Here is a 25,521-nt window from a genome sequence, read left to right on the forward strand (position 1 = left end):
GGTCCATACATTTTTTAATGGATAGAAATAAATATTCTATAAGTCCATAAAAAAATACAAAAGAAAACCCCGTATAAAAAATTATACGGGGTCAAATACATACTTAAATAAACGTAATAAACGTATCGTATGATAGAACAGCTGTTTTTTCGTTGATTGTTGTTTGTAAATTGTGCTGTCAGTGGATATTCTTTTTTGGCAAAAAAGAAAGAACGAAGCCTAGTTTTAGTCTGTATAAATATAAACAGCTACAACTGAGCAAACTTTACAGCATTACAAAATACTACCAAAACAAAACTATAGAAAAACAGCAAGAAGAAAGGAGTACACATTCTTTTTCATTCTATAAATCATACCTATTTGTTTATTGTTAGTTGCCTTCTCCCATCCAGACTTTACTGTCGGCTTTGGTTTCGCACCAAATCCACCGTTTTATAAATTGGCCATATGTAACAGATACACGATTTAAAATAGGTATTGTAAATTAGCCAATAATTATTCACATAAAACGGGTCACGGGCTTAGAGTTTTACGTTCACTCATCACCGCCGGTTGGGATTTTCACCCGACCCCGAAGGCGATCACACATATTGTGTAATCATAACTATTTAATTAACTGTATCGTACACCTTTTCATTTCAATTATCAATTATTTTCTCTTAAACACTATATTTACACTACAAGGAAAGGAATAATTCAACTAGATAAGATGTGTTTCTTTTATTGATTTGGTCACACTAAAAGTAAAAAGTGGAGGCAAGAGCATGAAAATTGCAGAAAATGTATTTGGCTATCGTACAGCAATCGCTAACATAGCTTATATAGCAGGATTAGGGTCTACAAAAGATGATTGGGTACTTGTCGACACAGGGATACCATATTCAGCACCGTTTATTTTGAAAAACACAAAGAAACTTTTTAACGAAAAAAAGCCGCTAGCAATCATTTTAACCCATGCTCATTTTGATCATATTGGAGCATTGCAGACACTTGTGAATGAGTGGAATGTGCCTGTATATATCCACGCAAAAGAAATTCCCTATTTAGAAAGCAAGAAGAAATATCCGCCGCCTACACCTTTTAAAGAAAAAGGAATGATGTCATTTCTTTCGCCATTATATCCGCGAGATGGAATCAATTTTCATTCTAGAATAAAACCTATATCAAGTGAAGATTCCTTACCATTTTTAGATGGCTGGAAATGGATCCATACGCCAGGACACACGGACGGACATATTTCCTTATTTAGAGAAAAAGATCGGTTACTTCTTGCAGGAGATGCACTGATTACAGTCAAACAAGAGTCGCTATTTGCGGTCTTAACCCAGAAGAAGGAGATTCATGGGCCACCAGCATACTTTACACCAGACGTAGAAACTAGCTTAACGTCCATTGAAAAGCTACTAGAACTTAATCCACAAATTTTATATACAGGGCATGGAGTGCCAATGTATGGAAAAGAGATAAGGGAAGGAATTAGCGACCTTCTTTATCAGCATTCTGAAGAGGCTTTAGTAAAAGGAGTATAGAGTAGGTGGAAATGCGGGTGAAATTGCTAATATTAAAAGAGAAGAATTGTACCATGCAAATTAAAAGGAAATAGTGATCCATAAATCTTTCGAGTCTCTGATGTCATCAATTGTTAAGCTATACTTCATTAATAAAACATAAGATTAATATTTCTATCATTGAAAAAACAATCTAGAAAACAAAAAAATATACGTAATTGGATTAATTACCTCAACTCAATATTAAAGTTCTAAATTCTATAATATTTTGGAGTGCATAAAAGAAATACTGATTATTTGAGGATAACCAAATAATTAATCCATGCTTTTTTAAGAAGGATAATCCAATTATTCGTATTATATCATTTAATAATTCGATATTTTTCTAATAATAAACGTCTAAAACCTTGATACATAAAGGATTAGACGTTTTAGTTATTATACCACATTTAAGCATAAGAAGGATTTAACGCTCAATCTAGAAGTTAAAGCTTATTTTCATAAAAAAGTGATTACTTATATAAAAATAGATGCAATATTCCTGTAATAAGTGAAAGCTTCTATTGTGATAGAATACACTTAAACTATCGGAGAACATCTTTTGCATTTAATTAAGTTAAATAGGATCCATTTTGTACAGGCTACTTACTTAAATCAACCATACTATAAAAAACTTAGGATGAAAATTTCAAAACAAGGTCATATAGGATGTTTTTTTTTCGTACAATATTTTGGAGGTGAAAAAATGGCAAGAATAGCTTACAGAGATTCAGATATTGATTTAATGGCAAGAATGATGAGAGCTGAAGCTGAAGGCGAAGGAAACCAAGGAATGCTATATGTTGGAAATGTAATCGTAAACCGTGTTATAGGAAATTGTTTAGACTTTAAAGATGTAAGAACCGTTCAACAAGTAATTTTCCAAGTCCAAGGGGGAAATTACTCTTTTGAAGCTGTTCAAAAAGGCAATGTCTTTTATCAAAGAGCAAGAGAGTCGGAAAGAAGATTAGCACTTCAAAATGTGAAATACTGGAGAGATCACCCAGCAAGATTTGCTTTATGGTACTTTAATCCAAGTGGAGCATGTCCTCCAACCTGGTATGACCAACCTTTTACTGGTCAATTTAAACAACATTGTTTTTATGAACCAAAGGCTGGAACATGTGATAGTGTTTATAAAGGATGAGAATTATGAATAGGCTGAAAACATGCATGGATTAATTTTGCATCTTTTTGGCTTTTTTTGAATTTAAATATATTACCAAACACATATTTGTAGTCGCAAAATATTTTCAGTAGAAATTGGGCGGTCCTTAATACAGCGAATAAGCTTCACAAAATACAGGAAAACATACAATACTTTAGAGATTTATTAAAAATAAGGTGGTTATGTTTGAATGTTTAATCAAGAAGTCTATCCCGCTGTAAATGTTAATCAACAAGCAGAGAGACAATTTCTGAATTTTCTAATCCCATCTCTTCCAGCACCTGGATTGGGAGGACCTCCAGGTATTCCTGGTTTCCCAGGACCTGGATTACAACCTTCACAAGCTCCAACGGCTCCCCCTCCACCATTTATTCCTCAACAAGCGGTTGCTTCGCCATTTGCTATTGATCCAGGAGCAATTAGCTTATGCATGTTTCGTAATACCTTTATATGGCTAAGTAATGGTCAGGGATTTTGGTTTTATCCTATTATCATAGGTCCAAGATCTGTCGCCGGTTTCAGATGGAACGGAAGATTTTGGGTGATTTTTGGTATTGATACAAGAAGAATTGTTTCGTTTACATGTTTCTAAATAACATTTTTGAGGTGATGCTTGAATGAGGCATTGCCTTTTATTTGATTTTAGATTTAGTTACCCTTTTGATTATTTAAAATGGAAATAGCTAAAAAAATGGAAGAAATAACCTCGACGGAATGTAAAATATTGATTTGCTGATTATTACGAAGGAAGAATTAAGTACGGAGGGGAATATCATAGAGGAAAGAATGATAAGTGGAGGAGCAGATGATACAAATATCGGGAACAACCTTTCAGTTTAAAGAAAATTGGCCATTGGATCACATTGAAAAAAGCATCTTACAGCACATGCAAGATGCTCATAACATCTATTCTTATCCTTCTTTGGAGGAATTGCAGTTTGAAATTAAAATGCGCAAAAATATCATAAATAGTGCAACAGAAATGAATGAAACCAAGGCTCAGTTTACAATTTTCGAGCAATCAAGGTGCAACCCTGCTTACTGGCAATTAACGGCGGCTGGTGGTTTTTTGCAGAGATTGGATGTGAAACCTTCAGATGCCATTATGGATATTTATCAGAACAGTTCGCTGTATGCGTTTGAATGCGCAACTGCTTCTGTCATTATCTATTACTATGCAATGTTACAGACTATCGGAAAACATTTATTCGATGCTTATTTTCAAAATCTTTATCTTTACAGTTGGCATGCGGATACTGACCTTGGTTTAGTTACGTTTTATACAAGTAGTTTTTTGCCTGGAGACATTGTTTACTTTGAAAATCCAGACTTTGATTTAAAAACACCCTGGTTTAGAGGATTGAATGCTATTATTCTTGATGATGGTAGATTTTTCGGACATGGATTTTCCATAAAGACTAATCATGAAATCATTCAGGTTCTTAATGAAAGAAGAATAGCAGGAAGTAATCGATCTGCTGAACTAACAAGTTTGGTGACAAGACCATCTTTTATCCATATATCAGGATTGGCAAAGGGGCAAACAAGAAACATTGCTTACAAACTCCGACTACCTGTTGTGCATCATAACCACAGTTCCATATCAACTCTAAGATATCAGAAGTATCTAATACAGTTAGGGTATCTGTTTAAAGGCTGATTCAGTTTATCGATTCTGTAAGATTCTTTTTGCACGAATGGGTACATACCCATTTTTCAGTAGACGGGCTCCATTTTCATTTTTGAGAGTATCATGTAGTGATAACCTTACTATAAGAAAGGATGAATGAAAATGTATGCTAACGTAAATGCATCTCCAACTCAAGGTGCGAATGTTCCTCCTCAGCCGAACACGTCGCCTGCTTTTTTTATGAATGCTCCATCTTTCCCTACCTACACAGCACCCGCTTACAGTTATTGCGGCCCAACATATCAAAAGAATGACTTTGTCTTAGTTGTCGTGTTGTTTATTTTATTAATCATTGTGGGAGCTTGTATTTGTTAATAATGTCTGCGTCTTATATTCACAAATTAAACAGTTTCATCCCTAATAAATTTAAATAAAAAATAGTAAGTTTTATTGGAACTTACTAGATAGACGATGCTAACAATTGCTAACATCGTCTTTATTTATGTATAAAATAGGAGATTGACTGTTAAATTATTAGACACTACAAAATATACAAATGTAATTTTGCGATTTAACGTTTGACTATAAACGAGTTTGCTGCCTTCCTTAATACAACGGAGAGGCTTTTTTCTGTCACAGTCATGCAGTTACTTCTTTTTAATGTCATCCGAACATGATATATTTAAGTCGTAATTGGAGGTGTTCTTGTGAATAAATTACAAGTAATTCTGGAAAAATCTAAATATACATACGAAATAATTGAGCATCAAAAACCAATACTTTCGAGAGAGGATGGTTCAAAATATTTGGGATAGAGGTGGGGCAAACCGCTCCAACTCTCATTTTAAAAACTGATATGGGATACTTTGTTTTCATTGTATCGGGTAATCGTGACAAACTTGATTTTGTAAAAATCGCAGATATATTAGGATGTAGTAAAGTAAAATTAGCTTCACCCAAAGAAGTTCAAAAGGTTACAGGATTTGAGGTTGGAAATGTTCGTATGGTAGGTCTTGATTTACCTTGTGTGCTTGATAAAAAACTTTTCGAATATGTCTTTGGAGGGACAGGAAAATCAACATGCTCGTTAAAAATTGAACCTCAAGCTCTAATTGAATTAAATCATGTCGTTTCAATATTTGAATAGTAGGGAAACAAGAATTATTTACTAAAATTTATTGACTATCCCCTTGGGTGTTAGCTTAAGCTTAATTTTAGAGGTGACAGTATGTTAATTAATGAAACAAGTAAATTAACAAGTTTGACTAAAAAAGCTATTGAGTATTATATGGAACAAAAGTTGATATGTCCTAAAATTTTGGATAATGGTTACCGTGATTTTAGTGAAAATGATATAGATTGTTTAAGGAAAATTTATGTTTTTCGAAAACTTGGGCTTAGTATAGTAGAAATTAAGTCAGCCCTTGCCGATAAGACAAATAACACATTACAAAAGATATCCGTACAAAGAGAATTAACTATTCAAAGGGATCAAACGAAAAAATCTATTCTGGATCAACTAAGTTTTGATAAAGATTATTCTGAAATACTCAAGGAACTAAAAACGTTAGAACAGAGGTCAACTGTTACAGAAAAGATATTGGAGGCTTTTCCGGACTACTTTGGTCGATTTATTTGTCTGCATTTTGCATATTTTTTGAAAGAGCCTATTACAACTTCTGTGCAGCAGTCGGCGTATAAAGAAATAATATCGTTTTTAGATAATGTGCCTACATTGCAGTTAACGGAGGATTTAAAATTGTTCTTAATAGAAAATACAAAAGATTTTAAAACAGAAAATATTCATGAGATGATAGAAAGTACAAAACAATCTATTGAAAATCCTAATATATTCTTAACAGAAAACAAGGAAGCAATTGAGCGATATTTGGAGTACAAAAAATCCGAAGAATATAAGAACTCTCCCGTTTATAAAATCCATAATATTTTTAAAGAGTTTAATAAAACTAGTGGTTATTATGAAGTATTTATTCCTGCAATGAAAAAATTAAGTAGTTCTTACTCAGCATATTGTAAACAGATGGAATTAGCTAACGAAACATTATTGTTACAATATCCAGAATTCAATCAATTAAATAACTAAGCGTTAATCTACCTTTATGGTTACTAAGTATGAATTCTTGTGATGAAAAATGAATAGCTAAGATAATGGTTATTGGTAGGAAAAGATTAATAAGACATTTATACTTATTTTAATGTAGACATATAGAGCATTTTTTTATGTTGGTAAATGATAGTTAGATAAAACAACATTTTTTTAGAGATGTGCTAGTAAATTAATAGCTTTTTCTTCCAAGATATAATCCTTTAACGAATCCCTATTTCATGATACTCTTATTTATTAGAAGAATGATATAGTTAGGAGTATTTTTATGAAATTAGTAACTTGGAATGTTAATGGAATTAGAGCCTGTGTGAAAAAAGGCTTTTTGGATTTTTTTCAGCAAATAGATGCAGATATTTTTTGTCTTCAAGAAACCAAGCTCCAAGAAGGACAAATTAAATTAGAATTAGAAGGCTACCACCAGTTTTGGAATTATGCAGAAAGAAAGGGCTATTCAGGAACAGCGGTTTTTACAAAGGAAAACCCCCTTTCTGTCCAGTATGGCATCGGGGAAGACTTTGAAGAATTAGAAGGAAGAGCCATTACGTTAGAGTTTGAAAACTTCTTTCTACTGAATGTGTATACGCCAAATTCAAAGCGTGATTTAAGCAGATTGTCCTATCGAATAGAATGGGAAAAACAACTACAGCATTACATTTTATCACTGGAAGCAATGAAGCCAGTAATATATTGTGGAGATTTGAATGTTGCCCATCAAGAAATTGATTTAAAAAATCCGAAGCCGAATATTGGAAATTCAGGTTTTACCACGGAGGAAAGAGGGGAAATGACTAGCTTACTACAATTAGGATTTGTAGATAGCTTTAGATATTTATACCCAGAACGAACAGATATGTACACATGGTGGAGCTATATGGCAAAGGTAAGAGAAAGAAATATTGGGTGGAGAATTGACTATTTTATCGTCTCCAATCAATTAAAAGACAATATTTCTGATGTAAATATCCATTGCGATGTAATGGGAAGCGACCATTGCCCTGTGCAACTTGAAATCCAAATATAATATAATTAAAGGGCATCATTTTAGCTAACATTCTAAAGAGATAATCATATCCTTAGAATAAAAGGCAGATGCCTTTTTTCCACTTTGCCTAAATTACCTATAACTATTTAGTGGTTACTAAAGCTTAACAATGGAACGATATATATTATCGTAGATTCATCCATACATAATGAGAAGGAGGAACTTTTTATATGAATTTAAAAGGAATTCATCATGTTTCTGCCATGACAGCGAAAGCAAAAGAAAATTATGCCTTTTACACAACTGTACTAGGTCTCCGATTAATAAAGAAAACGGTTAATCAAGATAATCCTTCTGTCTATCATCTATTTTATGGAGATGAACAAGGAAATCCTGGGACAGAGCTTACATTTTTTGAAATTCCCCATATGGCACCTAACAGAGAAGGTGTAAGCAGTATTTCAGCAACCTCGCTTCGGGTGCCAAGTGATAAAGCATTAGATTACTGGGTAAAACGTTTGGATGATTTTGGTGTCACGCATGGGAAAATCACAGAAAGAGCTGGACGATTGACATTGGAATTTAGAGACTTTGAGACACAGCGATTTTTCTTCGTGTCAGATGAGCATGATACTGGAGTAAAAGCAGGCATTCCATGGGATAAAAGCCCAGTTCCAACCGAATTTGCTATCACAGGACTTGGTCCAGTTCAATTAACGGTGCGCCGTTCAGAATCTACCATTCGCGTGTTAACTGATTTACTTGGCTTTCGCTTAAAGGATACCTATCCATCCACTTTCGAAAATCAGCCACCTATACAAGTATTTGAGACAGGCGAGGGAGGTTCTGGCACAGAAATCCATCTAGAGGAACGCACAGATTTAAAGGTACAGCGGCTTGGAAGAGGTGGCGTACACCATGTAGCCTTTCGTGCTGATAATGAGGAAGAACTACACACTTGGATCGAAAAAATTAATGATTCACGGTATCAAAACTCAGGTTTTGTTGATCGTTACTATTTTAAGTCCCTCTATTTTAGAGAACCGAACGGGATATTATTTGAAATTGCAACAGATGGACCAGGATTTGCTACAGATGAAGCGGTAGAGCATTTAGGTGAATCACTTGCATTGCCACCATTTTTAGAATCAAAACGCTCAGATATAGAAGCCATATTAGTACCATTAGATACAAGTAGTAAATAATAGCAAAGTATCCTCTAATATATGCTAAAATAATAAAGTATTATTGTTGGAATTGCTAGGGGGAAAAAGAAAATGAAATGTGTATCCATTGATTTAGATGGCACTTTACTAGATGACCATCATCAAATATCAGAAGCAAATCGAAACGTTATCCAAAAATTAAAGGATCAGCATATTGATGTAATCTTAAACACAGGACGCCAATACGCAGATGTCATTAAAGTAGAAGGTGTAAAGGAGTTAAAGCTTCCGATTTTTTGCTTAAATGGCAGCATGATGTATGATGAAACAGGAAAGCTCCTTTATGAAACACAAATTTCGATTGAATTATATCAAACCTTGCTAGAAACCTTGCAAAAACTTGAGGTAGGAATTCTTGTCTATACGAATCAAGGAGGATTTCCAGGAACATTGCCAATGCTCCGCGGGAAGTCTTGGGACGAGATTCAAGCACTATTCGATCAACAAGATTATGAAGCAATTCTCCATTTAAAAGATGTTAAAATCTATAAATTAATCGCTGTTGTCGATGAAACACAGTTGGATAAAATCGAGAAAGTCAAAGAAGCTTTAAAAAAGCATGACACCATCTCATTTTCATCCTCTTTTCCAAATAACTGTGAAATCACTTCAAGTGAAGCGCAAAAGGGAAAAGCAATCAGACGTTATGAAAACCTGCGCAATCTTTCTTTTGATGAGGTATATTCATTTGGAGATGGAGGGAATGACGTGACTCAATTTGAAGTATCCACCAGATCCTTTGCAATGGAAAATGCGCCGGAGGACATCAAGAAAAGAGCAAGCGATCTAACAAAAAGCAACAACGATGATGGGGTGGCATATGCAATTGAAGAGATTCTGAAATTAGTGTAACCATCATATACTAGACTAGTTTAAAGCCAGATTCCTTAGGATAACTCTGGCTTTTTTCGCTGCGAAAAATGAAAAGAAGAATAGGAGTCTGATACATTTTGAAAAAAATCGTGTTTACTGGTGGGGGATCAGCTGGCCATGTTACCCCTAATATTGCCATCATAAATGAATTAAATAAACATGACTGGGATATTTCGTATATTGGCAGCAAAGCAGGAATTGAAAAGGATTTAATCGAAAAAGTGGATATACCCTATTATCCTATTTCTAGTGGCAAGCTGAGAAGATATCTATCAAAGGAAAATATAAAAGATATTTTTAAAGTAATGAAGGGTTGCTATGATGCGAGAAAAGTGTTAAAAAAAATCAAACCAAATGTCGTTTTTTCAAAAGGTGGTTTTGTTTCCGTACCAGTTGTAATGGCAGCTAGTCAATTAAAGATACCTGTTATTCTTCATGAAAGTGACTTAACACCAGGTTTAGCCAATAAATTATCCGTACGATTTGCTTCGAAAATTTTCACATCGTTTGATGAAACTTTGCGTTATTTACCTAAGGAAAAAAGCAAAGCAATTGGTTCACCAATTCGCAAAGAAATACTTTCCGGTTCTGCAGCAAAAGGAAGGCTGTTTCTTGGCTTTTCAAGCCAAAAACCGATACTTACCATTATGGGCGGCAGCTTAGGGGCGAAGAAAATAAATGAAGTTGTCCGTGATAATTTAGAAACACTATTACAAACATACCAAATCGTGCATCTATGTGGAAAAGGCAACCTTTCAGAAGAACATGCAGGAATAAAGGGATATACACAATATGAGTATGTATATGAAGAGTTAGCGGATATTTTAGCAGCTACGGAAGTAGTTGTAACAAGAGGTGGCTCTAATTCTATCTTTGAATTCCTTGCACTTCGCATCCCTATGCTGATTATTCCCTTAACGAAGCAACAAAGCAGAGGCGACCAAATATTAAACGGGAAAGTCTTTACGGAAAATGGTTACTCCTATATGATAGAAGAGGAAGCTTTAACGAAGCAACATTTCCTTGATACACTGAAAGAAATAAAAGAAAACAGTGAATTAATGATGGAAAAAATGCGTTTGAATAAAAGCAAAGGCGCATTAGAAGAAATTATAAAAGAATTAAATCGTTACTAATATACATATGTCAGGCTACAACTAGAGTTTGCATGTTCGTCTCTACTTGTAGTCTTTTATTTTTGTACAAAAATGATTTCACTTGATAATTTCTAAAGAAAGAGCCAAAATATAAAAATGGTAATCGCTTCAAATGCGAATGGAAAGTAGGTAGCAACATGCAATCATTTACAGACATCGGATTGTCTTCATCAACAATCGAAAAGCTCAAAAAACAAGGAATAAAACAGCCAACTCCAATTCAAGCAAAGGTTATTCCCCCACTCCTTAAAGGGGTTGATTTAATTGCCCAAGCACAAACGGGTACAGGCAAGACATTTGCCTTTATATTGCCGATTTTAGAAAAAATGGATGCCGAAGCAAATCACGTTCAGACACTAATCTTAACGCCAACAAGAGAACTTGCCATTCAAATAACGGATGAAATCATGAAAATGAAGCAAGAAACAGTTAAAGTTCTAGCTGTATACGGAGGGCAGGATGTGGACAAACAATTGAAAGTCTTGCAGAACGACGTTTCGATTGTAGTAGCTACACCTGGTAGATTAATTGATCATATTAAACGAGGCACAATTGATTTAAGTAAAATCTCCTTTTTTGTATTGGATGAAGCAGACCAAATGCTACATATTGGATTTTTAGATGAGATTAGCTTTATTATAAGAAATATTCCTAAGTCAAGACAAACCTTGTTATTTTCCGCAACCATTTCTAAGGAAGTCGAAAAACTTGCGAAGAAATATACGAAAAATGCCGAATTTTTTACTGTGGAAACAAAACAAGGACCTGCAAAAACAGTAAAGCAAGTAAGTATACATACAACCGATCGCGCAAAGCAAGGAACGTTAATGACCTTAGTTAAGGAAGCTAATCCTTATATGGCAGTAATCTTTTGTCGAACAAAGCGTCGCGTCACAAAATTATATGAAGTATTGCTTGCAAATAAATTTAGCTGTGGCCAATTGCACGGTGATTTGTCGCAAACGAAAAGAGAGCAGGTAATGAAAGCATTCCGAGATGGGAAATTCCAATTATTAATTGCTACAGATGTTGCGGCTAGAGGGTTGGATATTGATGGGATTACCCATGTTTATAATTATGATATCCCAATGGATGCGGAGAGTTATGTGCATCGAATCGGAAGAACCGGGAGAGCAGGAACAGAAGGATATGCAGTCACTTTTTACTCATCTGAAGATAGACCGTTATTAGATTCCATTGAAGACCAATTAGATATTAAAATCGAAAAAATACAGCAGCCAAAGAAAGATGCTAAAGATAAAAAAGGGCTGGAAACGAGACCACAGAAAAAGACGTACAAAAAGCAAGGTTCTCCTAAAAACAAAAGAGAAACCAACCGTCCATCTACATCGGATAAAAAAGAGAAGGACAGCAAACAGAAACGTTTTACAGATACCAGTAAGAAGGCAAGTACTTTCCAATCTCCAGCAAAAAAACGCACAAAACCAAAAAAGAGAACGGGAAAAAGATAAATTCTTAACGCAAAAACCAGAAATCTTACTTTGAAAGGAGATCATATCATTGTTGAAAACCGAAATGAAAAATTATCTAGAAAACACACAAAAAGAAGGAAAAGTTGTTCTTTTTGAGGAAGAATTGAATTATGTTAGAAAAGAAGAGCTTTCCGAGGAAAGTTTAGTTGTCGGAAATACAGCAGATCGTTTCTCTGATCTTTATATGGAGCTCGCAAATAAAGAAACGGACGAAGTAGTAAAGGAAAACATTGAAGACACTTTTTTAAAGGAATCGGTTCAATACTTAGAAAAAAATATGGAGTTCTATCTATATGTGGAATCAAAGGCATTTGAGATTATTGGTGTTGATTCCATGTCTCTAGAAGTAGATTCTGTCTTTGGAACCTATGAAATATTATGTGGTTTAAAAGCTCAAAAAAAGACGGAAAAAGATATTCGTGCTTTTATGGAGGAGCATTTAGTAGGTGATGCTACCAACTACCATTTAATGTTCAACGGAAATGACGGAGTTTGGGATGTCAATTTCTCTTTAGAAAAAATTAACGGTTTCCACAAAGAGATGGAAATTGGCGAAGCATTAAAATTATCTTACTTATTTTTATTTGCTTTAAAGGAAAGATTAGCTTCATAAGCCTTTTTAATTATTTTAAATACCTATGCTCTGGATGAATACATAAAGCCCAAGCAATAGCGAAGTGTATTTATGCTGCTCATTTATAAAGGTACGTACTAATTTTAAAGAATGGTTCATTAAAAATAGATGAATTTGATTCTTTATTAAGCATTAAGCAGGCAAATTATCCATTTAGGAGTCGATTTAAAATAAATTCAAACCTTTGCCATATTGTGCAAGGTATAGAATACGCTAGGTTATCGAATGGAGAAACAAACGCATAAATAGTAAGTATGGTAGCCGTAGATTAGGAGAATCTCCTAACTATGGCTTTTTTTATAATAGTTTTCAACTATCTGGAAAAAATAAAGATGGAATATAAAAGGAGTTGATAAAATGCCTGAATTACCAGAAATGGAAAACTACAAAATCCTATTAAATGAATTAATTAGCAACCGACCTATTACTTCAATCGTAATAAACCGCGAAAAATCAATAAATATCCCCATTCCTTCCTTTCTAGAACAAATGCAAAACACATCCATCATTCGAATCGAAAGACGAGCGAAACATTTACTTATTCACTTATCGAATCAGAAGATTTTGTTACTGCATTTAATGCTAGGTGGATGGATGTTTTATGGTACAGAAGAAGAGAAGCCAAAACGGACGATACAAGTACGATTATCGTTTGGAGAAAAAAATCTATATTTTATTGGATTACGATTAGGTTATCTTCATTTACTAACGATAGAAGAATGCAAAGAAAGACTAAAGGAGCTCGGTCCTGAGCCTTTTGATCCCCATTTTACCGAGGAAGCTTTTACAAATACAATAACTACACGGAAAGGAGCATTAAAGCTTAAATTAGTCGACCAACATTTTATCTCAGGAATCGGCAATTGTTATTCAGATGAAATTTGTTATGGAGCACAAATTTTGCCAACAAGAAAAATAGAGGATTTAAACGAAGGCGAAGTAAAAAAGCTTTATCACTCTATGCAGAAAACACTAGCAGCTGCAACGAATATAGGCGGATATATGGAACATCCACTTTATGTAGGCGATAAAAAAACAGGCAGCTACAATGACTTATGTAAAGTCTATGATCGAGAAGGTGAAGTGTGCCAACGCTGCAATAACAAAATCATACTGATAAAGATTTCTTCAAAAAAATGTTTTTATTGTCCTGGCTGTCAGTTTTGAAAAGTCTTTGCATATACTAGGATTAATTTTTCAAATAATGGACAGACTATTTTCTTAGCCCGCTTTACGCGCAACTTATCCATGGATGAAAGAATTGGAATGATAAGGAGTGAGAAAATGGCTTTATTAAATAAGGGAATTTTACTAGTAATAATAGTCTCCATTTTCCTGTCTGGCAGTACACCTAATGCTTTTTCTTCAAAGGCTTTGGCAGCAGAAAATCATAAAAAAGCAACATTATCAACCGCACTGGAATCTCTGTTAAGTACAGAGCCTGAACTTAAAGGGAGCCTGGCAGGCATTAGCATTCGCGACCAGGAATCTGGGAATATCCTTTTTGAGCATATGAGTGATTTAAGATTAACGCCTGCATCGAATATGAAGTTATTGACTTCAGCAGCTGCTTTGAAGGTCTTAGGAGAGGACTATCAATTTATTACGGAAATATACGGCGATGGAAGAGTGCAAGATGGCCATCTAAAAGGAAATTTATACATAAAGGGAAATGGGGATACTAGTCTTCTAGCAGCTGATTTAGAAAAGCTGGCCAAAGAAATAAAGAAAAAAGGAATCAGTTACATTGACGGCGATATCATTGGCGATGATTCTTGGTATGATGATATTCCCTATTCCGTTGATTTAGCATGGAGTGATGAAACAACTTATTATGGTGCGCCAATTTCTGCATTAACCTTATCACCAGATAAAGAATTTGACGCTGGTACTGTATTGCTCGAAATAAACCCTGGCAAAAAAGTAGACGAGCCTGTTGTGATAACCTCTATTCCTGAAACAAGCGAAATCAAAATAGTGAATAAGGCTAAAACAGGGGATAAGGAAGCAGGAACGAGCTTAAAGGTAAACAGAAAGCATACTAGTAAAGTAGTGACTGTTACAGGAAGGCTGCCAGTTAATGCATCCGTTAAAAAAGAGTGGGTTGCAGTCAATGATCCTACTACATATACATTAGATGTGTTCCAACAAGCCTTAAAGAAGGAAGAAATACAATGGAATGGGACAGTGAAAAAAGGAGTTACGCCACAAATAGCGTCCCTTATAACTACCCATTCTTCGATTCCTCTGGAGGAATTGATGATTCCGCTAATGAAATTAAGTAATAATACAATCGCAGAAACATTAATCAAAGAAATGGGTGTTGTTAAAAAAGGGGAAGGTAGCTTCGAAAAGGGGTTAGAGGTACTGGAAGAAGAATTAATTGCTTTCCACCTCGATCCGAATAATATGCTTATCCGAGACGGATCTGGTATTTCCCCGATAGACTTTATTTCTGCAAATGATCTGAGCTTGTTTCTCTATGAAGTCCAAGCAGAACCTTGGTTTGCAACCTTCAGTCAAGCCTTACCCGTTTCAGGCATGGAAGAAAGAATGGTTGGAGGAACACTTAGAAATAGATTGAATACTGAAAACACAAAAGGAAAGGTTTTAGCAAAAACAGGAACACTCACCTCTGTAAGTACATTGTCTGGGTATATGGAAAGCACAAACGGAAAAAAATACATCTTTTCCATTTTATTAAATCATCTCGTAGACGAAGAAAAAGGAAAAGACATAGAAGATCAGATTGTGGAAATACTGGCGGAATATTAAAAAGCGGAGAGCACTCGTTTAGGGGGGGAAGCTTATCAGCTCCTTGGTGCTCGGGGCTAGACAACAAATTGACTTCAAAAAACTTATCCTTACTCAACTATTAAAAAAAGATCATTTCTCTACCTAATCAAAAAAGAATAGGAAGAAAAATGGTCTTTTTGTAATTAATCGTTTTTAGCGAGCTTCGCTAAGTCCGTAATATAATCGAAAAAGGCATCGCGGTTTACATCATATACAACAGAAACTGGTCGGCCATCTTCACTTAGTAAGGTTCTGCCTTGAGAGGGAGCTTCTGTTAAAGCGATGGATTTCACTTCTTTCATTTTAACTAGCTCTTTTTTACCGATCGTTGCTGTTGTCAAAACATCCCAAAGATAATAAGTGGAGTTCGTTTCAACATGAACGAGTGGAGGACAGGCAGCATAACATTGCCCAACGAAGTCGACACCTGTATATCTTCTTAATGACGCCCAATGATTGCGAACAGAATTGGTTAATGGAACTTGATTGGTACTTTCTAATGCAACCATTTCTATCGTTAAATCGCTTGCCCATACAGTAGATACAGCCCATGGATCCCAGAAGGCGTTCCATTCAGCAGTTCCATCATGCTCCGGCTCTTGTACATTGCCTATTTCTAAGAATGTTCCTCCCATCCATACTAATTTTTCTATTTTCGCTTGAATGTCTGGGGCAATTTCTAGTGCTCTTGCTAAATCTGTTAACGGACCAGTAAACAAGAGGGTCGTTTTTTCTGGATTTTCTCTAACAGCTTTTATTAAATGCTCATGAGCAGGAAGCTCACTTTCTGGTGTCACTACTACTCCGCTTTCATTTAGAATTGGCAAGGCATCTACATAAAAAGTATGCAGTCTCCAATCCTTAGGAAAAGGATTTACTCCGCGAGAATTGGATCTAGCAACTTCCACTGATCCATTTCCAAATCGATCGATAATCTTTCTGCTGGCACTAATACCAGGCTCTAAATAGCCATCTGCTGGAATAACGGATACACCGATTAATTCTACCTCATCCATTTGTAATAAAAGAAATAGGGAAATTAGATCATCAATTCCTGCATCATGGTTAAAATAAACTTTCTTTGTCAAAGACATTCACTCCTATGTATTCAAATCATTTATAAAGCTTATACTACTATAATATCAGATTCATGTGAATAATTAGTAAAAAACAATAGAACATGGGAATTTTTTAATTTTCTATCTAATTATGGTTTTTAGTGGAAGAAATAAAGAGTTAAAATAACTTTTAAAATAGATTAGTGTTTAAATGCATATCTGACTAGTATATACTTATAGTTCATTATGTTTTTTTAATCAAAGATACTAACTAATGATTGTTACGATAATGTACAAGATAAATGGAGCTGATTCAATGAGTAAGGCAAAGGGTAAAGGCGGTACAGGCAGAGGAACAGGTAAAAAGGGCTGGAATCGTTGGCAAGCTAGTGCAAACAAAGCAAAGAGTAACAAACCCTACAAAAGTAAAGGGGTTAAAAATCGCAAAAATACAGAGACAACTAGTAATGGTGATACATCCGAAAAATAGTTCCTGTTGCTAGATAACGACCATTTCTTGAATGAAATAAAGGATAGCGATTCTTCCATAATGAAGGATTGCTTTTTTCTTATTCAAGAAAGAGTTTCGATTAGTAGAATTAGCCTTCTTACAATTATATTGAACTAGATTAATAATATTGGTAGAATATAGGAACTTACGTTCTTTAATTGAGAGGAGAGACAATAAATGCAGCTATATTTTTACAATGAGAGATTTAAACAGGCAATCGTACACTATGAATTAACGGAAGAACAGCTTCGTTATACTGGAAAGCCAAATGAATCTATAGAATTATCTACCGAAGATCCTGAACGTTCTTCCATCTTAGCAATGGTAGAAGATAAGCTGGTAACATTTTTCGTTTTACATAAGAATGAAGGGGTGAAACCATATTCGAATAATCCTAATGCCATTTTATTAAGAACATTTTCAACCGATTTTCGCTATCAAGGCAAAGGGTATGCAAAAAAAACATTGATGCTACTACCTGAATTTGTTAAGGGGAATTTTAAAGAAATAAATGAAATCGTTTTAGCGGTTAATCTTAAAAATGAAGCAGCACAGGGATTATACAAAAAATGCGGATTTGTAGATGAAGGTGTTCGCAGAATGGGAAAAAAAGGCGAGCTTATAATAATGAGCTACCATTTTTAATGTTTTTTTAATAAGCATCTAACAATAATAGAGTCAATTGAATAAAAGAGTTGCTGAGACATAAATCTTCCAGTCTAACTTAAAGTCAAACAATTACACGAAGTTGATTGTTTGACTTTTTAATTAGACTGGAAAAAAGCTGTTTTAGTTGTTATCACCCGCAGTTCAGAATACACTTCGCTTTCCGTGGGGCTCGCGCTAAAGCCGCGGTCTGCCTTTGGCCTGCAGGGTCTCAGGCTGTCTCGCTAATCCCCGTGGCGTCTACGTGTAATTCAAGCTGCTCCATATTTCCTACTAATTTATTTTTTCTTGAAAAAACAATATTTTTTAGGAAATAGCCTTTAAAAACAAATAGGTTTCCTCCTTGACAATAATTTAAAACATAAATAAACAAATGTATGAAAGAAGTCATTTAAAAAAACTATATTAGAGAATTGTTCATCTATACGCATTATATATTTTGTTTTGTCCCAGCTGCTATCCTATCGTAACCTTGCGTTATTTGCGTCCAAAATCAGCCTTAATCTCCCCATACTTATTCGTATCCCATTTTAAAATCTTGTTTGTATAGGTGTTTTCCTTCAACCATTTTTCCGCACGCTCGATTAATTTCCATACTTCCTCTGTTCGTTTATCTCTTACTAGTGTTGTATTGGCTTTTTTATTTCGAACCCATGAGAGTGCTGTCATGCTGTCGCTGTATATAGTCGTATTCTTGCCTTGTTTTTGTAAGAGGCTTAGAGCATGAACAATCCCCAAAAATTCGCCAATATTATTGGTTCCAAATACTGGTCCATAGTGGAAGAGCACTTCTCCCGTTTTCGTATGCACTCCACGGTATTCCATCAATCCAGGATTCCCACTGCATGCAGCATCAACAGAAACGCTATTTTCATCAATCGTTTCGAAAGAAGGGCTCGCCTTTTTAGAAGATGAGCTTTTTGAAGCTGTTTGCCCCACATTTCCACCTTGATTAAAAGCTTTTTCCGCTTCCTCTAAAGAAGGAAAAGATTTAAAAGCTGCTCCTTTATATCCTTTTGTCTGTTTTTCGCATTCTGCCCATGTTCGAAAAATCCCTGCTTTTCTGCCATTCCATACCACATAATATTTTTTCCCTGCCATCCATTCATCCAACCTTTCAATACCTATGGGGTAATCATATCATACGGAGAGATTGAATTAAAAATATAGGGATTTAGCCATAATCATTATGAAAAGGCTTTCTATAAAACTTGGAATTTACTATAATATGGTTGAGTAATATAGGAAGGTGGGGAATAATTTGCTTCAGTTACTTCCACTAATGATTGAACGAGTCGGTATTTTAGTTATATTCGCCTTCTTATTATCGAGAATCAAGTTCTTCCGCTCGATTATACATAATGAGTCACAATGGCTGGATAAACTCTATTTAATTCTTATATTCGGTGTATTCGGTATAATCAGCAATTATACTGGAGTGGAAATTTTAAAAGGAAGCATTAGTACACATACATGGCAGCATGAGTTAGAGGTTTCAAGCGCCATTGCAAATACGCGAATTATGGGTGTTGCAATCGGTGGCTTGATTGGCGGCCCTATAGTCGGACTTGGAGTAGGGTTAATAGCTGGATTACATCGACTAACTTTAGGAGGCTTTACCGCCATAGCCTGTGGGTTATCTACGATTATGGCAGGGTTATTTACCGGTTTACTTGGTAGGAAGTACTCTATTAAACAAGATTCGGCCAGCAAAGCTGTGATTATTGGCATTACGATGGAAATCATTCAAATGGGATTCATCCTACTGATTGCTTCACCATTTGATTATGCACTCGAACTAGTCAGGATTATTGCATTTCCAATGATTGTCATTAATGGGTTCGGGATGTTGATTTTTATTTATATTATTCAAAACATCCTTCTAGAGGAGGAAAAAACGAAGGCAGCCCAAACAAATATCGCTTTAAATATTGCACAATCTACTTTAGCTTATTTTCGCCAAGGCCTTAATCCTGAATCTAGTAAACAGGTTGCTAAAATTATCCTAAAAGCAACAAATGCTGATGCGGTGTCTATTACAAATAAATCCATTGTTTTGGCACATGAGGGGCTTGGGGGAGATCATCATATCCCTTTAGAAAAAACATCTACGAAACTTACAGAAAAAGTGTTAAAGGAAGGGAATATCCTAGTTGCCAAAAACAAAGACGAAATTCAATGCAGCAATCAAGAATGCCCACTGCATGCAGCTATTCTCTTGCCTCTAAAAGCAAATAATAAAATAGTTGGCACGTTAAAGCTTTATTTTGCGAATCCTAAAAACATTCAATTAGTTGAATATACAATGGCAGAAGGTTTAAGTAAATTATTTTCCTTACAGTTGGAATTAGCAGAGGCAGAACTCCAGCAAAATCTTCTAAAAGATGCAGAAATTAAAGCATTGCAAGCACAAGTTCATCCACATTTTCTCTTTAACAGCATGAACACTATTTCCGCACTGATTCGCACAGATGGAGAGAAGGCTCGAGAGATGATTCGAAAACTGAGTAGTTATTTTCGCAGTAATATTCAAGGTTCTAAAAATATGTTAATCCCTTTAAGTCAGGAATTAGAGCATGTGCATGCTTTTTTAGCATTAGAAGAAGCTAGGTTTCCAGATAAATTCATCTTAAGAGATTCAGTGGAGCCTTCATTAAAAAAGGTACTGATTCCTCCTTTTACTCTACAGCCTTTAGTGGAAAATTCTATTCGTCACGCTTTTTCGAAAGGAACAGTTGGCAATATTACGATAAGCGCTTATAAAGAAAAGGATAGGATGGTGCTTATTGCCGAAGATGACGGAAAAGGAATGAGTGAGGATACTCTCTATATGATTGGACAAAAAACCATTGCTTCTAGTACCGGAACTGGAACTGCGCTTTGGAATATCCAAGAACGCATAAAAAAAATCTATGGGGATAAAGGAAGATTTACAATCGAAAGTGAGTGGAACAGAGGTACAAAAGTCATGATTAAAATACCATTTAAGGAACCAGCCATCTGGAGGGGAGAAGATGATTAAAGCATTAATTGTTGAAGACGAGCCATTAGCTAGAGATGAATTAAGCTATCTTTTAAAAAGAAGTAATAAGATCGAGATAGTGGGAGAATGTGATTGTTTAGAAATGGCCTTAAATATAATAGATGAACTTGAAATTGATGTAATATTCTTAGATATTGAACTTGGAGAAGAAAATGGTATGAGCATAGCCGAAAAATTAAAAACAAAGGAAAATGCCCCTGAAATTGTCTTTGCTACTGCATATGATGAGTATGCATTGCGGGCGTTTGAGGTTAATGCCATTGATTATTTATTAAAGCCGTTTGAAGAAGAACGAATTAATCAAACGATTATAAAGCTAGTAAAAATGAGAGACAGAAAGTGGAACGAAGGCCAAGTAATAAAAACATCCCACGCACCCCTACATAATAATAAGCTTGCTGTTACGACAAACGAAAAAATTAAAATCATCGACATAGATAAAATCATCTATATAAGTGCACAAAATGGAAAAACATTACTTGTTACTGATGAGGAGGAGCTAATAGTTACCTTCACCTTAAGTCAATTAGAACAAAAGCTGTTAAACAGTTCAATCATGAAAGTACACCGCTCTTATTTAGTTAATAAGGAGAAAATTCGCGAAATAGAACCATGGTTTAATTCAACTTATTTATTATGCATGAATAGTGGCGAGAAAGTGCCGTTGAGTAGAAACTTCACAAAGGAAATCAAGCAGCTATTTGGATTTTAACTTAATACCTATTTTCCCTACCTAACCCAACGGATAAAATTATTGTATTTTATCTGTTGGTTTTTGCATTTCGGAGACATTTTTCTGCATTTTATCATGAAAACGCTATATCGCCCTTTTCATTTTTTATAATAAAATCATTAAAGGAGGTAGATAAAAATGAATGCGGTTACAATCGTGATAGCATCTGCGTGTATCTTAATGATTGCTTATCGTCTATATGGAACCTTTATGACTGTAAAAGTATTAAAGCTAAACGATAAAGAAAAAACGCCTGCCCACGAATTAAATGATGGAAAAGATTATGTGCCGACAAATAAATGGGTCACTTTTGGTCATCATTTTGCAGCAATTGCAGCAGCAGGTCCACTTGTAGGACCAATACTTGCGGCACAATTCGGCTATTTACCAGGGCTAATTTGGCTGCTGATTGGTGCTGTGATTGGTGGGGCGGTCCATGATGCGGTTGTATTGTTTGCTAGTATGCAAAAGAAAGGAAAATCCTTGTCCGAAGTAGCAAAAGATGAACTTGGACCTGTTGCAGGTTTTTGTACAGGACTTGCGATGCTATTTATTATTACGATTACAATGGCTGGTCTGTCCATGGTAGTATTGCATGCATTAGAACGAAATCCATGGGGAACATTCTCAGTAGGGATTACCATTCCTATCGCAATGGGTGTGGGGATCTTTTATAAGAAGACAGGAAATCTGAAATTATGTACGACAATCGGATTCATTTTATTAATGATTGGTGTGTTTGTTGGACCAATGATTCAAGAAACAGTAATTGGTGACTGGCTAACGCTTGATACAAAAACACTTGCTATTATTCTTCCTATTTATGCATTTTTTGCAGCTGCGCTTCCTGTTTGGTTATTACTAGCTCCTCGAGATTATTTGAGTAGTTTTATGAAAATAGGAGTGTTCATCGCACTAATAATTGGTGTATTTATTATCAATCCAGCAATTGAATTTCCTGCGTTTACGGAATTTGTAAATGGTGGAGGACCAGTAATCGCAGGCCCTGTATGGCCATTTATTTCGATTACGATTGCATGTGGTGCCATTTCCGGTTTTCATGCATTCGTCGGATCTGGAACCACACCAAAAATGCTTGATAAATGGACCGATATTAAAGTTGTTGGATTTGGAGCCATGCTTGTAGAATGTTTAGTTGGAATTATGGCGCTTATTGCTGCAACTGCCCTCCATCCAGGGGACTATTTCGCAATAAATTCAGCACCAGAAGTTTTTCAAACACTAGGAATGAGTGTTTCAAACTTGCCAGAATTAAGTCGCGAAATTGGGATTGATTTGGAAGGCAGAACCGGTGGGGCTGTTACATTAGCTGTCGGCATGTCCTATATCTTTACAGAAATCTCTTGGTTTTCTCATCTTGCATCTTACTTCTTCCAATTTGTCATCATGTTTGAAGCAGTATTTATATTAACGGCAATTGATGCAGGTACAAGAACAGCACGCTATTTAATTCAAGATTTTCTTGGCGAGTTTTATAAACCACTAAAGAGAGTGGATTGGTTACCAGGCTCCATTTTTGCAAGTGCACTTGCATGCTTAATGTGGGGCTATCTCTTATTCTCTGGGGACATTAGCTCAGTCTGGGCACTATTTGGTGTATCCAATCAGTTAATGGCGACAATCGGCCTTATTATTGGTGCTACCGTTATTTTAAAAATGGCTGATAAACGAAGATATATGCTCACATGTCTTATCCCGATGGCGTATTTATTTGTAACTGTAAATTACGCGGGATATTGGATGGTCAAAAATGTTTATTTAAATCAAGAGGCAGCAGGCTATAATGTGTTAAATGCAGTGCTTTCGATTATAATGTTAATCCTAGGCATCATCATTATTATAACGGCAACAAAAAAATGGTTTGATACTTGGAATACTCCTCGAGTACAAGTAGAAACGACAAATTTAAGTTAGAGTTGATAATAATCATTAATGGAAAAGGTTATTTAGTAGGAATGCTTGCCTTTATTCTTACTAAATAACCTTTTTTAATGTATGGAATAAATGAAAACCTCCCCATCCTCTACCATAATAAACAAATTTCCCAATCAAAAGAACTTTTTAACTAATAAACAAATCATAATAAGTGTATTCTAAGTATACATGCAAGGTCATAGCTGTAACGAAGTTAGTCGTCTTTAAAAATCGGGTATAGAAAACAATGGTTTTGTCGAAATACTTCAAATATAGGATGGAGATCAAGGATCTATCATTCCATATCAACACTTTCATTTATGATAAGGGGTTCTTATATGGATTATAAACACAGTGAAACAAAATGGATTGTTGCTATTTGCTTTTTTGTTCTGTTCTCTGTGATACTTAATGTCTTTGTTCCAAGCATAAATAAAGGAATATTTATTCTGTTGCAACTCTTCATTACAAGTGGCTTACTTTATGTATTTTATCAATTAACAAAGAAAATCACCTATGTGCTTGGAGAATATGCGCAAAGCAATAAGAAATTGCAATCGATTTTTGATACGTTAGATATTGCTATTTGGTTTCATGATTTAAAAACAAATAAATTAATGATCACTGCTGGAATTGAGACTATCTACGGGCACTCAGCCGAGGAATTTTACAATAACCATAATCTTTGGAAAGAGGTAATTCATCCGGAAGACCAAAAGGTCATAGAGGAAAGAGCAAAGCTTCTAACCCAACAAGATGTAGTTGTTAGCACCTATCGTATTATTAAGCCCAGTGGAAAGATTCGTTGGATTAAGGATCGCGGGATTGCTATATTTAATCCATCAACTGGAGAAATGATAGAGTTCACAAGTGTGTTGATTGATATTACAGATAACAAAGAAAATGAAGATAAATTTAGCAAGCTAGTCGATATGTCCCCCGATATTATTGCAGTAGTTATGGACTATAAGTTTCATTATATTAATAAGGCAGGCATAAAGATATTTGAAAGAGATCATTGTACATTAAAGGGACTTCCTCTTAGTGTTCTCTTTCCAGAAGAAACGTTTCAATATATATTTCAAGAATTTAATAAAGGAATAGAACAAAAGAAAAAAGTAATCGAGATGGAAATAGAATTCTTGAAGGCAAACGGTGAAAAGGTTTTACTAGAAATCAATTGCATGCGCATTTTTTTTGGCGGACAGGAAGCTGTTTTAGTTCTAGGAAGAGATATTACTTTAAGAAAACAAACGGAATTAAAAATTAAAGAATTGGCATTTACCGATGTATTAACAGAATTACCTAACCGAAATAGTTTTTTAAGTCATTTAAACGAACGTTTATTAGACTGTGAGGAAGTTCAAACGATGGCTGTATTATTTCTAGATTTAGATCACTTTAAACGGATCAATGACACAAAGGGACATGGTACTGGCGATATTATTTTAAAAAAAGTTGCCTTAAGACTTAAAGCTGCAATTGGGGACAATGATTTTGTAGCCCGTTTAGGTGGAGATGAATTTTTAATACTAATAGAGAATAAGACAAAAAGGGAGATATCTGAAGTAGCCCAAAGAATAATTAGTCAATTCTCTGTACCATTTGTTGTGAAGCAAGATGAATTCTTCGTAACACCAAGTATCGGCATCAGCATGTATCCAGATGATGGAAAGGATCAAGAAGCATTAATTAAAAATGCGGATGCAGCTATGTATGTTGCCAAAGACTACGGAAAAAACAATTTTCAGTTTTATTCCTCTTCTATCGCAGAAAAAGGGGCGAGAAAAATGGAATTGGAGATGGCTCTTCGAAAAGCGATTTCTAATGATGAGCTAGAGCTATACTTTCAACCACAAATAAATATTGCTACTGGTATTATATATGGAGCTGAAGCACTTTTACGCTGGAAACACCCAGTACATGGCTACTTATCTCCAG

The 25,521-nt window shown here is 35.1% G+C and carries 23 protein-coding genes and 1 riboswitch; of the genes, 21 read left to right on the forward strand and 2 right to left on the reverse strand.

All coding sequences use genetic code 11. From position 1 onward, the window contains the following. Positions 1-372 precede the first annotated feature (372 nt). Positions 373-583: riboswitch (FMN riboswitch) on the reverse strand. Positions 584-764: 181 nt separating this feature from the next. The 15 genes from RTL21_RS10260 (at position 765) to dacB (ending at position 15,613) form a co-directional block, all read left to right on the forward strand. Next, positions 765-1,529 (forward strand): MBL fold metallo-hydrolase, encoded by a 765-nt coding sequence (locus tag RTL21_RS10260; RefSeq protein ID WP_312095784.1) that lies wholly within the window; start codon positions 765-767, stop codon positions 1,527-1,529. A gap of 724 nt (positions 1,530-2,253) precedes the next feature. Further along, positions 2,254-2,694: a cell wall hydrolase gene (locus tag RTL21_RS10265; protein WP_312095785.1), complete on the forward strand. Its 441-nt coding sequence runs from the start codon at positions 2,254-2,256 to the stop codon at positions 2,692-2,694. A gap of 211 nt (positions 2,695-2,905) precedes the next feature. Then, on the forward strand, positions 2,906-3,307 hold the full coding sequence (locus tag RTL21_RS10270) for a collagen-like protein (protein WP_312095786.1): 402 nt from the start codon (positions 2,906-2,908) through the stop codon (positions 3,305-3,307). Positions 3,308-3,520: 213 nt separating this feature from the next. Beyond that, complete coding sequence (locus RTL21_RS10275; protein ID WP_312095787.1) at positions 3,521-4,375, forward strand: protein-glutamine gamma-glutamyltransferase; 855 nt, start codon at positions 3,521-3,523, stop codon at positions 4,373-4,375. A gap of 210 nt (positions 4,376-4,585) precedes the next feature. Further along, entirely contained in the window at positions 4,586-4,720 is a 135-nt protein-coding gene (locus RTL21_RS10280; RefSeq protein WP_312095810.1) for a YjcZ family sporulation protein, read from the forward strand. 442 nt (positions 4,721-5,162) lie between these two features. Further along, complete coding sequence (locus tag RTL21_RS10285; protein WP_312095788.1) at positions 5,163-5,492, forward strand: aminoacyl-tRNA deacylase; 330 nt, start codon at positions 5,163-5,165, stop codon at positions 5,490-5,492. A gap of 81 nt (positions 5,493-5,573) precedes the next feature. Beyond that, positions 5,574-6,449: a MerR family transcriptional regulator gene (locus RTL21_RS10290; protein ID WP_312095789.1), complete on the forward strand. Its 876-nt coding sequence runs from the start codon at positions 5,574-5,576 to the stop codon at positions 6,447-6,449. 289 nt (positions 6,450-6,738) lie between these two features. Next, positions 6,739-7,494, forward strand: a complete 756-nt coding sequence (locus tag RTL21_RS10295) for an exodeoxyribonuclease III (protein WP_312095790.1) — start codon at positions 6,739-6,741, stop codon at positions 7,492-7,494. A gap of 191 nt (positions 7,495-7,685) precedes the next feature. Then, positions 7,686-8,660, forward strand: coding sequence for a ring-cleaving dioxygenase (locus tag RTL21_RS10300; RefSeq protein WP_312095791.1), 975 nt, complete (start codon positions 7,686-7,688; stop codon positions 8,658-8,660). 72 nt (positions 8,661-8,732) lie between these two features. Next, the gene (locus tag RTL21_RS10305; RefSeq protein ID WP_312095792.1) at positions 8,733-9,533 is read left to right on the forward strand and encodes an HAD family hydrolase; all 801 of its coding nucleotides are present in this window, start codon (positions 8,733-8,735) and stop codon (positions 9,531-9,533) included. Between the two features lie 98 nt (positions 9,534-9,631). Next, the gene (locus RTL21_RS10310; protein ID WP_312095793.1) at positions 9,632-10,690 is read left to right on the forward strand and encodes an undecaprenyldiphospho-muramoylpentapeptide beta-N-acetylglucosaminyltransferase; all 1,059 of its coding nucleotides are present in this window, start codon (positions 9,632-9,634) and stop codon (positions 10,688-10,690) included. Positions 10,691-10,848: 158 nt separating this feature from the next. Continuing rightward, entirely contained in the window at positions 10,849-12,183 is a 1,335-nt protein-coding gene (locus tag RTL21_RS10315; RefSeq protein WP_312095794.1) for a DEAD/DEAH box helicase, read from the forward strand. Positions 12,184-12,247: 64 nt separating this feature from the next. Further along, positions 12,248-12,817, forward strand: coding sequence for a branched-chain amino acid aminotransferase (locus RTL21_RS10320; RefSeq protein WP_312095795.1), 570 nt, complete (start codon positions 12,248-12,250; stop codon positions 12,815-12,817). A 378-nt stretch (positions 12,818-13,195) separates the two neighbouring features. Next, the gene (locus RTL21_RS10325) at positions 13,196-14,005 is read left to right on the forward strand and encodes an Fpg/Nei family DNA glycosylase (RefSeq protein WP_312095796.1); all 810 of its coding nucleotides are present in this window, start codon (positions 13,196-13,198) and stop codon (positions 14,003-14,005) included. A gap of 117 nt (positions 14,006-14,122) precedes the next feature. Continuing rightward, a complete protein-coding gene (gene dacB / locus RTL21_RS10330; RefSeq protein ID WP_312095797.1) occupies positions 14,123-15,613 on the forward strand; it encodes a D-alanyl-D-alanine carboxypeptidase/D-alanyl-D-alanine endopeptidase in 1,491 nt (496 codons plus the stop codon). A gap of 164 nt (positions 15,614-15,777) precedes the next feature. Here the strand turns inward: dacB and RTL21_RS10335 are convergent, their stop codons facing one another. Then, on the reverse strand, positions 15,778-16,722 hold the full coding sequence (locus RTL21_RS10335) for a nucleoside hydrolase (RefSeq protein ID WP_312095798.1): 945 nt from the start codon (positions 16,720-16,722) through the stop codon (positions 15,778-15,780). 286 nt (positions 16,723-17,008) lie between these two features. Between RTL21_RS10335 and RTL21_RS10340 the strand changes: the two genes are divergently transcribed. Next, a complete protein-coding gene (locus RTL21_RS10340) occupies positions 17,009-17,182 on the forward strand; it encodes a DUF3934 family protein (RefSeq protein WP_312095799.1) in 174 nt (57 codons plus the stop codon). Positions 17,183-17,380: 198 nt separating this feature from the next. After that, a complete protein-coding gene (locus RTL21_RS10345) occupies positions 17,381-17,848 on the forward strand; it encodes a GNAT family N-acetyltransferase (RefSeq protein WP_312095800.1) in 468 nt (155 codons plus the stop codon). 498 nt (positions 17,849-18,346) lie between these two features. Here the strand turns inward: RTL21_RS10345 and RTL21_RS10350 are convergent, their stop codons facing one another. Continuing rightward, entirely contained in the window at positions 18,347-18,970 is a 624-nt protein-coding gene (locus RTL21_RS10350; RefSeq protein WP_312095801.1) for a ribonuclease H1 domain-containing protein, read from the reverse strand. Positions 18,971-19,130: 160 nt separating this feature from the next. Here RTL21_RS10350 and RTL21_RS10355 point away from each other — a divergent pair, with 160 nt between their 5' ends. The 4 genes from RTL21_RS10355 to RTL21_RS10370 all read left to right on the forward strand — a co-directional run. Next, a complete protein-coding gene (locus RTL21_RS10355; protein WP_312095802.1) occupies positions 19,131-20,891 on the forward strand; it encodes a sensor histidine kinase in 1,761 nt (586 codons plus the stop codon). Next, positions 20,884-21,624 carry a LytR/AlgR family response regulator transcription factor gene (locus RTL21_RS10360; RefSeq protein ID WP_312095803.1) on the forward strand — a complete coding sequence of 247 codons (741 nt, stop codon included), beginning with the start codon at positions 20,884-20,886 and terminating at the stop codon, positions 21,622-21,624. The genes RTL21_RS10355 and RTL21_RS10360 overlap by 8 nt, the downstream gene beginning before the upstream one ends. Before the next feature lie 159 nt (positions 21,625-21,783). Further along, positions 21,784-23,580 carry a carbon starvation protein CstA gene (cstA, locus tag RTL21_RS10365; RefSeq protein ID WP_312095804.1) on the forward strand — a complete coding sequence of 599 codons (1,797 nt, stop codon included), beginning with the start codon at positions 21,784-21,786 and terminating at the stop codon, positions 23,578-23,580. A gap of 338 nt (positions 23,581-23,918) precedes the next feature. Then, positions 23,919-25,521 (forward strand): sensor domain-containing protein (locus tag RTL21_RS10370; protein WP_312095805.1); only part of this gene is annotated, 1,603 nt, incomplete at its 3' end.

This window comes from Niallia sp. (assembly GCF_031978665.1).
Taxonomy (GTDB): Bacteria; Bacillota; Bacilli; order Bacillales; family Cytobacillaceae; genus Niallia.